The organism is Negativicutes bacterium (assembly GCA_018052945.1).
GTDB lineage: Bacteria > Bacillota > Negativicutes > JAGPMH01 > JAGPMH01 > JAGPMH01.
The window spans coordinates 1-7,629 of sequence record JAGPMH010000060.1 but is presented as its reverse complement, the minus strand read 5'-3'; the positions used below and the strand labels follow the sequence as shown (position 1 = coordinate 7,629).

The following is a 7,629-nucleotide window of genomic DNA, read 5'->3' as shown; positions in this document are numbered from 1 at the left end:
TTTACAGTGGCATAAGAAAAAATCCGGATGAAGACAGCATTTTAGCTGCAATGAAAGTTATGAATGATTTTTGTCCGCAAGTATTGATTGCGATTGGTGGTGGGTCACCGATGGATGCAGCAAAAATAATGGCAATTTTTTATGAATATCCCCAATTGACATTTGATGATTTAAGAGCAGGCAAAATTCCGCAAAATCGTAATATGCTTAAATTTATTGCCATTCCGACAACTTCCGGTACTGCTAGTGAAGTTACGAGAGCATCGGTGGTAACTTTTCGCCGTGATAATATTAAAATTGGCTTGAAATCAGATGCGTTTGTGCCGGATGTAGCGATTTTAGATCCGACCTTAACAATGACGATGCCCAAGAAAATTGTCGCAGAGACCGGTATGGATGCAATGACACATGCGGTGGAGGCTTATTGTAATGAAGCAGTCGAGGACTTTACGGAGGTTTTAGCTAGAGGCGCTGTTGGTGGTTTGTATAAATATTTACCAATATCATATCATGAAGAAACATTACAAAGCCGTGAAAAGGTTCATAATTATCAGTGTATGGCCGGCTATGCTTTTGCTAATGCCGGGTTAGGAATGGTGCATGGGATTGCTCACTCTATCGGAGGTAAATTTGATGAAGCTCATGGTTTGATTAATGCGGTCGTGCTACCATATGTTTTGGAATACAATAGTCAAAATCCTGTGGTAAAAGAGAAATTAGCTATACTTGCCAAAGAAATTGGTGTAGAATGTTTTGTGGATGCTATTAAAGCATTAAATACCAAGCTAAATATTCCGCGATCTTTTGCTGAAATGGGGATTGACAAAGAGATTTTTTATAATGATTTAGCGGAAATTATTGATAATGCGTTGCAAGGTTCAACCAGATCTAATCCGGTAAAAATGACTTGTGAAAGCATGAAAGCTTTATTGCTTAAAATTTATGAGGGTTGAGTTTAAACTGTGGTAAAGATAAAGCAGTAAGCCAAAGTTTGCTGTTTTTATAAAAAATAATTTTGTTATGAATGAGGAGTTGTATTTATGGAATTTCAAAATGTAACAGTTGTAAAAAAAGCTAATATTTATTTTGGGGGCAATGTTACCAGCCGTAGTGTATTGTTTGCTGATGGCACTAAAAAAACGCTAGGAATTATGATGCCTGGTGAATATGAATTTGGTACAGAAGCTGCAGAATTAATGGAAATTATGGCAGGAACAATGAAAATTTTATTACCTAATCAAACTGAGTGGCAAGAAGTAAAAGGTGGCGAAAGCTTTAATGTACCAGCTAATTCTAGCTTTAAATTAGTAGTGACAGAAGTTGCTGATTATTGTTGTTCATACTTAAAATAAAATTGTTGACAAAGCTAAACAGGGTTGCTATAATCAAAACATAAAATAATTATTGGCAATGAAGCCACGACAAACGGCAACGTTTGGAGTGGCTTTTTCTGTTTTTATTATTTTATAAATTAAATAATTTTAGGCAAAGGCGCCTTACACTATTAACAGTGTAAGGCGTTTTAATTTTTAGGAAAGAAGGGGATTTAAGTGAAGAAATTATGGATGGTCTTATCTTTTATTTGTTTTTCGATTTTTACATTAATTCCAATTGCCTGGGGGGCGGATGCTGAGGTTGCGACCGAAGTGGCTAGCAAAGCGGTGGAGATTAGTGCCGGTGATACTGCGTGGGTTTTAATCTCATCAGCCTTTGTCTTTTTTATGACACCGGGATTAGCGCTATTTTATGGTGGGATGGTTAGAAGTAAGAGTGTATTAACAACAATAATGCAAAGCTTCTTCATTGTGGGGCTTATTACCGTACAATGGGTTTTAATCGGTTATAGCTTAGCTTTTGGACCGGATGTTAACGGTTTGATTGGTGATTTAAGCTGGGTTGGGTTAGCTGGTGTAGGGTTAGAAGCAAATGCTGATTATGCCGCAACTATTCCGCAATTAGCGTTTGTAGCATTTCAATGTATGTTTGCGGTAATTACTCCGGCGTTGATAACTGGAGCGTTTGCCGAAAGAATGAGATTTCCGGCATTTGTAGTCTTTACGTTAGCTTGGGCAACCTTCATTTATGACCCAATGGCTCACTGGGTATGGGGTGTTGGTGGCTGGTTAAGAAATTTAGGTGCACTTGATTTTGCCGGTGGTACAGTAATTCATATTTTATCAGGTGTTTCCGGTCTAGTAGCATGTATTATGTTAGGTAAAAGAAAAGGCTTTGGCAAAACGCCGATGTTGCCACATCATTTACCAATGACTATTTTAGGAGCATCAATCCTTTGGTTTGGTTGGTTTGGTTTTAATGCCGGTAGTGCTTTAGGAGCTAATGGTTTAGCGGCTAATGCCTTTTTAGTAACACAAGTTGCCGCAGCGGCAGCAATGGTTTCGTGGGTAATTGTAGAGTGGAAACATAATGGAAAACCGACTGTGCTTGGCGCAGCGAGTGGCTGTGTAGCTGGGTTGGTGGCGATTACTCCGGCAGCTGGTTTTGTAACAGCAGTTCCGGCGGTGTTAATTGGGTTATTAAGCGGTATTATTTGCTACATTTCAGTAGCGGTAGTAAAAGCTAAATTAGGTTATGATGATTCATTAGATGCCTTTGGCGTACATGGTGTTGGTGGAACTTGGGGCGCTATTGCGACCGGGTTATGGGCAACGACTTCTGTTAATGAAGCTGGTGCCAACGGTTTATTTTATGGAAATCCGGACTTAGTAATAACTCAATTTATAACAGTATTAGTAGCTTGGGGCTTGGCAATAGTAGGAACCTTTGTTATACTCAAAACATTAGGGCTATTCATGCAATTACGTGTTGATGAAAGTGATGAAGTTTCCGGTATTGATTTAAGTGAGCATGGTGAAAGTGCTTATGCGCAAAATTTTGTTTCGGGAACTCCGTTAGCAATCAGAGAATTATCAGAAGTTAGTGGAATTCCTCATGTAGTTAGTATGCAACATAAATAAGGAGGAAATTGATATGACTAATTTAACTAAAATTGATATTATTACGCGACCTGATAAGCTGGAGGTCTTAAAAGAAGCACTAAATGAAATTGGGGTAGCCGGGATGACGGTAACTCAAGTGTACGGCTGTGGTTTACAAAAAGGGCATAAAGAAGTTTATCGAGGAATGGAATATGATATTAATTTAACCCCAAAGGTAAAAGTTGAAACAGTTGTTTGTGAAATACCGGTCGAAAGAGTGTTAGAAGTAGCAAAGAAAGTTTTAAAAACCGGAAAAATTGGTGATGGTAAAATTTTTGTTTATAAAATTGAGAATGCCATCAGAATTCGCACCGGTGAAGAAGGCGATGCTGCTATTATTGATAAAGTGGACTAACAAAAGTAACTAATATAAAAAAATCCCAAACTTAATTTATGGAAAATTAAGTTTGGGATTTTTTATATAATTTTTGGACAAAATGCTATTTTTAAGTTAAAATTAATCATATATAATAACTTTACAGCTACTTAAAAAATGGAAAGTGGTGATCAGATGGTAAACAAGTTTAAAGTGCTAGTAGTAGACGATTCTGTTATCAGTCATTTAGTGGTTGGCGATATATTAAATAACACGGAATTTGATATATGTTCTTATGCGAAAACTGCAACTATAGCCGTAGAAGAATTTAAAAAATGCAGACCTGATATTGTCACCATGGATATGAATTTACCGGATTCAGATGGCATTGAATGTAGTCGTAAAATTTTAGAGATTGATCCTAATGTCAAAATTATTATGATTAGTGCCATGAAAGATAATAATTTAATCACTAAAGGAACCCAAGTTGGTGTAAGAGCGTTTTTACAAAAGCCGTTATTGAAAGATGAGTTATTATATGTTTTAAGACGATTAACTAATTTTTCCGGAACTAATCAAAAACCGATTGAAAGTGAAAAGAAAATCAGAGTTTTAACAGACGAAGAAAAACAAATTCATGATTCATATATAACACCATTTATTAGTAGTTTACAAAAAAATCTGTTTACGCTCGTGGGATTAAGAACAGAAGTTGAGTTTTTAGAAAGTGACACTCAATTAGTGGTCAATGGCATTGCCGTGTTAATTAGTATTACCGGTAACAGCAAGGGCAGATTTGTTTTGAGTGTTAGCTTTGAAACAGCAGCGAAGTTTACAGCGTTATTATTAGGGCGGACACCGGAAGATGAAATAGCGATTGAAAGTATTGAAGAGTTTGCCAATATTGTTGCAGGGCGTGGAGTTTCGATGATTAATGATTCGTTAATTAGTAATGACTTAAGGATTTCACCACCAGGGACAATTAGTGGTAAAGAGGTTAATATAATAAACAACAATAAATTGGAGAATTTCAGCGTTGTGGCAAAAACAGAAATTGGAGATTTTAACATTAATATTGGTTTTACAGGGGGCGAATAACATTGGATGCAAAACTGATTAATCCATTTATTGATGCTTTCCATACAATAATGCCTCAAATAGGGTTTACAGAAGTAAAGAGAGGTAATATCTCGCTTAAAGATAAAACTGCAACCAGTAAAGGTGTTACAGTGTTGGTAGGGTTGACGAAAGAATTGGGCGGTAATGTTGCTTATAATATGAGTGAAGAAACCGCCAAGTTTGTTGCCTCAACGATGATGATGGGAATGCCGGTAGAGTCGATGGACGATATGGCGCAAAGTGCGATTTCAGAGCTGGCGAATATGCTAACTGCAAATTCAGCGACTAACTTGTCCCAAATGGGGATTGAGGTTGATATTTCAACGCCAATTCTCACCATCGGGGATGGTTTTACGCTGAAAATCAGCAATGACAAATATATTTGCATTGAAATGCTGATAAATTCGCAAACTGTCGAAATAAATGTATCAATATCATAAATAAAAGTCGTTTTCTATTTTAAGAAAACGACTTTTTATTTTAGCAATTTTGTTGTAAAAAACGTTCAATACGTGCTAATGCTTCATCAATTTTACTAATAGAAGTGGCATAAGAGCAACGGATAAAACCATTACCGCTTTCCCCAAAAGCATTACCGGGAACTAAGGCTACTTTTTCGCTACGTAATAATTTTTCAGCAAACTCTAAAGAGTCCATACCGGTGTTAGCAATTGAAGGGAAAATATAAAAGGCTCCTTTTGGTTCAAAACAATTTAAGCCCATTGCTTTAAAGCCTTCATAAATTAATTTTCGGCGACGGTCATATTCTGAAACCATTTTTTTCATATGGATTTTGCCATGACGCAGTGCTTCTAATGCACCGATTTGAGCAGTGATTGGGGCACACAGCATTGTATATTGATGAATTTTATTCATTGAAGCAATAAATTCATGATTAGCAAGAGCATAACCAATGCGCCAACCGGTCATTGCATAGGATTTAGAAAAACCATTTAAAACAATAGTGCGGTCTTTCATGTTCGGCAATGCAGCAAAACAGGTGTGCGTTGCATCATAAGTTAAATTAGAATAAATTTCATCAGAAATGACAATTAAATCATGTCGTTCAGCAAATTCTGCTATTTTTGAAAGTTCTTCTTGCGGCATAATGGCGCCGGTGGGATTATTAGGATAACCGATAATTAATGCCTTTGTCTTAGATGAAACATATTTTTCGAGTTGCTCTACAGTGATACGAAATTCAGTTTCAATACTGGTTGGTACAGTTACCGGAATTCCGCCCGCTAAAGATACACAGGCTTTATATGAAACATAACATGGTTCGGGAATTAAAATTTCATCACCGGGACAGATGATGGTGCGGAGTGCTAAGTCCAAGCCTTCACTAACACCAACTGTTATTAAGACTTCATCTTTGGGATTGTATTGTAACTGATGCTCATCCATAAATTGCTGTGAGATTTCTTCACGTAATTCTAACAATCCATGATTAGCAGTGTAGGAAGTGTAACCTTGTTCTAAGCTATGGATACAACTTTCTCTGATATGCCAAGGGGTGATAAAATCAGGCTCACCAACCCCTAAAGAAATAACTCCGGTCATTTCTGCAGCAATATCAAAAAAGCGACGAATTCCTGACGGCGCTAATGAATTTACCGAAGGGGCGAATCTATCTGACCAACTCATGGCGATACCACCAATCTGTGATCATTTTCTTTATCGTTAAGAATCGCACCGTCCTTTTTATAAGCTTTAAGCATGAAATGACTGGTGGTGCTGATTACACCATCAATTGGTGCTAATCTGGTAGAGACAAAATTAGCAACCTCGCGTAGCGAATTTCCTTCAATTACAACTAGTAAATCGTAGCTACCGGACATCAAGTAGACACTGCGAACTTCGTCAAAACGATAAATTCGTTCGGCAATAGCATCAAAACCAACCTCACGTTGCGGTGTAACCTTAACCTCGATTGTAGCGGTAACGCTATCGACACCGGCTTTGGCCCAGTCAATAATAGTATTGTATTTTAAAATAGTTTTATTTTCTTCTAATTTTTTGATGGCTTGAATGATTTCTTCTTCGGATTTACTAAGCATTACTGCCAAATCAGCCGTAGAGTACTTAGCATCTTGTTCTAACAATTCTAATAATTCTTTCATAACATTCACCACTCCTTTAGATAATAAAAAAATCCCGTCCTTGAAAAAGGACGAGATGTATTCCCGCGGTACCACCTTGTTTAGCTCTAAAGCCCACTTTAATCGTTAACGCCGACAACGCTAGCTCATTATAAGCTAAAGCTCCTGGGTAGCTTTCAAAAAACATTCTCGTCGATTTGCAGCACCATCGACTCTCTGAGGAGAATAGTTAATTTACTGATCCAATCATTGCTGTTATTTATATATTTGTACTAAATAATAACATAATGACAATGGTTAATGCAACAATAAAAAAACAAAGTTAATATAGGTTTTTTATTGTTTTTTATATATAATGAAGTAAACTTAATTTTAAATGATAATATAATCTGGAGGTTCATAAAATGTTTTTAAGTCATATTGATAACTTTGCTGTGGAAAAAAAATATTTAGCACCAAGAATTCAAGTAGCATTGGAGTTTTTACGAAAAACGGATTGGAGTTCAAAAGCTGATGGTAAATATGTAATTGATGGAGACGTTATAATTGCTAATTTGGCAACTTATACCACTAAACCAAAAGCTGAATGCAAAGCAGAAACTCATCTTAAGTATATTGATATTCAATATATGGTAAAAGGTGCTGAAGTAATGGGTTATAGCCCCTTGCTATCAGGCCAAGAAATTGCAGAAGATTGTAGTAAAGAGAAGGATGCAATTTTCTATAAAAACATTAACAATGAACAAGAAGTTGTTGTCTCTGAAAAAATGTATACAATTTTCTATCCTACCGACATTCACAGACCATCCTGTCTGGTAACAACACCCCAAGAAATCAGAAAAATTGTCGTAAAAATAGCGATTGAACAATAGAGGAACGATAGGGGAACGATAGGGGAACAGTCGTTGAACTATTGTTAAACGGTTGTGGAATATGGAGTAAAAAATATTTTTAACACGAAATTAAACAATTGTTATAATACATCTTTTACTATTGTTTCACCACATTACACCATCGTTTAACCATTATTCCACCATAGTTAGGCGCTCTTTGTGGTTTATTCTTTAAGATTCTTCGATTATGCTTAGAATGACGA

The 7,629-nt window shown here is 36.4% G+C and carries 9 protein-coding genes and 1 other annotated feature; of the genes, 7 read left to right on the top strand and 2 right to left on the bottom strand.

Features of this window, described 5'->3' with window-relative positions; all coding sequences use genetic code 11:
• The 6 genes from KBI38_07670 to KBI38_07645 all read left to right on the top strand — a co-directional run.
• A partial coding sequence (locus KBI38_07670) for an iron-containing alcohol dehydrogenase (GenBank protein ID MBP8629932.1) occupies nt 1–953 on the top strand: 953 nt, incomplete at its 5' end.
• 87 nt (nt 954–1,040) lie between these two features.
• Complete coding sequence (locus KBI38_07665; protein ID MBP8629931.1) at nt 1,041–1,352, top strand: pyrimidine/purine nucleoside phosphorylase; 312 nt, start codon at nt 1,041–1,043, stop codon at nt 1,350–1,352.
• Between the two features lie 315 nt (nt 1,353–1,667).
• Nucleotides 1,668–2,975, top strand: a complete 1,308-nt coding sequence (locus KBI38_07660; protein MBP8629930.1) for an ammonium transporter — start codon at nt 1,668–1,670, stop codon at nt 2,973–2,975.
• 13 nt (nt 2,976–2,988) lie between these two features.
• Nucleotides 2,989–3,351 carry a P-II family nitrogen regulator gene (locus KBI38_07655; GenBank protein ID MBP8629929.1) on the top strand — a complete coding sequence of 121 codons (363 nt, stop codon included), beginning with the start codon at nt 2,989–2,991 and terminating at the stop codon, nt 3,349–3,351.
• Between the two features lie 156 nt (nt 3,352–3,507).
• Nucleotides 3,508–4,410 (top strand): response regulator, encoded by a 903-nt coding sequence (locus KBI38_07650; protein ID MBP8629928.1) that lies wholly within the window; start codon nt 3,508–3,510, stop codon nt 4,408–4,410.
• Between the two features lie 2 nt (nt 4,411–4,412).
• Nucleotides 4,413–4,871, top strand: a complete 459-nt coding sequence (locus KBI38_07645; protein MBP8629927.1) for a chemotaxis protein CheX — start codon at nt 4,413–4,415, stop codon at nt 4,869–4,871.
• A gap of 40 nt (nt 4,872–4,911) precedes the next feature.
• Here the strand turns inward: KBI38_07645 and KBI38_07640 are convergent, their stop codons facing one another.
• Both KBI38_07640 and KBI38_07635 read right to left on the bottom strand, forming a co-directional pair.
• Entirely contained in the window at nt 4,912–6,078 is a 1,167-nt protein-coding gene (locus tag KBI38_07640; GenBank protein ID MBP8629926.1) for an aminotransferase class I/II-fold pyridoxal phosphate-dependent enzyme, read from the bottom strand.
• Entirely contained in the window at nt 6,075–6,554 is a 480-nt protein-coding gene (locus KBI38_07635) for an Lrp/AsnC family transcriptional regulator (GenBank protein ID MBP8629925.1), read from the bottom strand. The genes KBI38_07640 and KBI38_07635 overlap by 4 nt, the downstream gene beginning before the upstream one ends.
• A 43-nt stretch (nt 6,555–6,597) precedes the next feature.
• Nucleotides 6,598–6,792 (bottom strand) — a binding site (T-box leader).
• 145 nt (nt 6,793–6,937) lie between these two features.
• Here KBI38_07635 and KBI38_07630 point away from each other — a divergent pair.
• Complete coding sequence (locus KBI38_07630; protein ID MBP8629924.1) at nt 6,938–7,405, top strand: YhcH/YjgK/YiaL family protein; 468 nt, start codon at nt 6,938–6,940, stop codon at nt 7,403–7,405.
• The last annotated feature ends 224 nt before the right edge of the window (nt 7,406–7,629 follow it).

Coding starts and splice junctions, on each gene's coding strand:
- KBI38_07655 (MBP8629929.1), top strand. CDS start 2,989: ATGACTAATTTAACTAAAATTGATATTATTACGCGACCTGATAAGCTG.
- KBI38_07630 (MBP8629924.1), top strand. CDS start 6,938: ATGTTTTTAAGTCATATTGATAACTTTGCTGTGGAAAAAAAATATTTA.
- KBI38_07665 (MBP8629931.1), top strand. CDS start 1,041: ATGGAATTTCAAAATGTAACAGTTGTAAAAAAAGCTAATATTTATTTT.
- KBI38_07650 (MBP8629928.1), top strand. CDS start 3,508: ATGGTAAACAAGTTTAAAGTGCTAGTAGTAGACGATTCTGTTATCAGT.
- KBI38_07635 (MBP8629925.1), bottom strand. CDS start 6,554: ATGAAAGAATTATTAGAATTGTTAGAACAAGATGCTAAGTACTCTACG.
- KBI38_07640 (MBP8629926.1), bottom strand. CDS start 6,078: ATGAGTTGGTCAGATAGATTCGCCCCTTCGGTAAATTCATTAGCGCCG.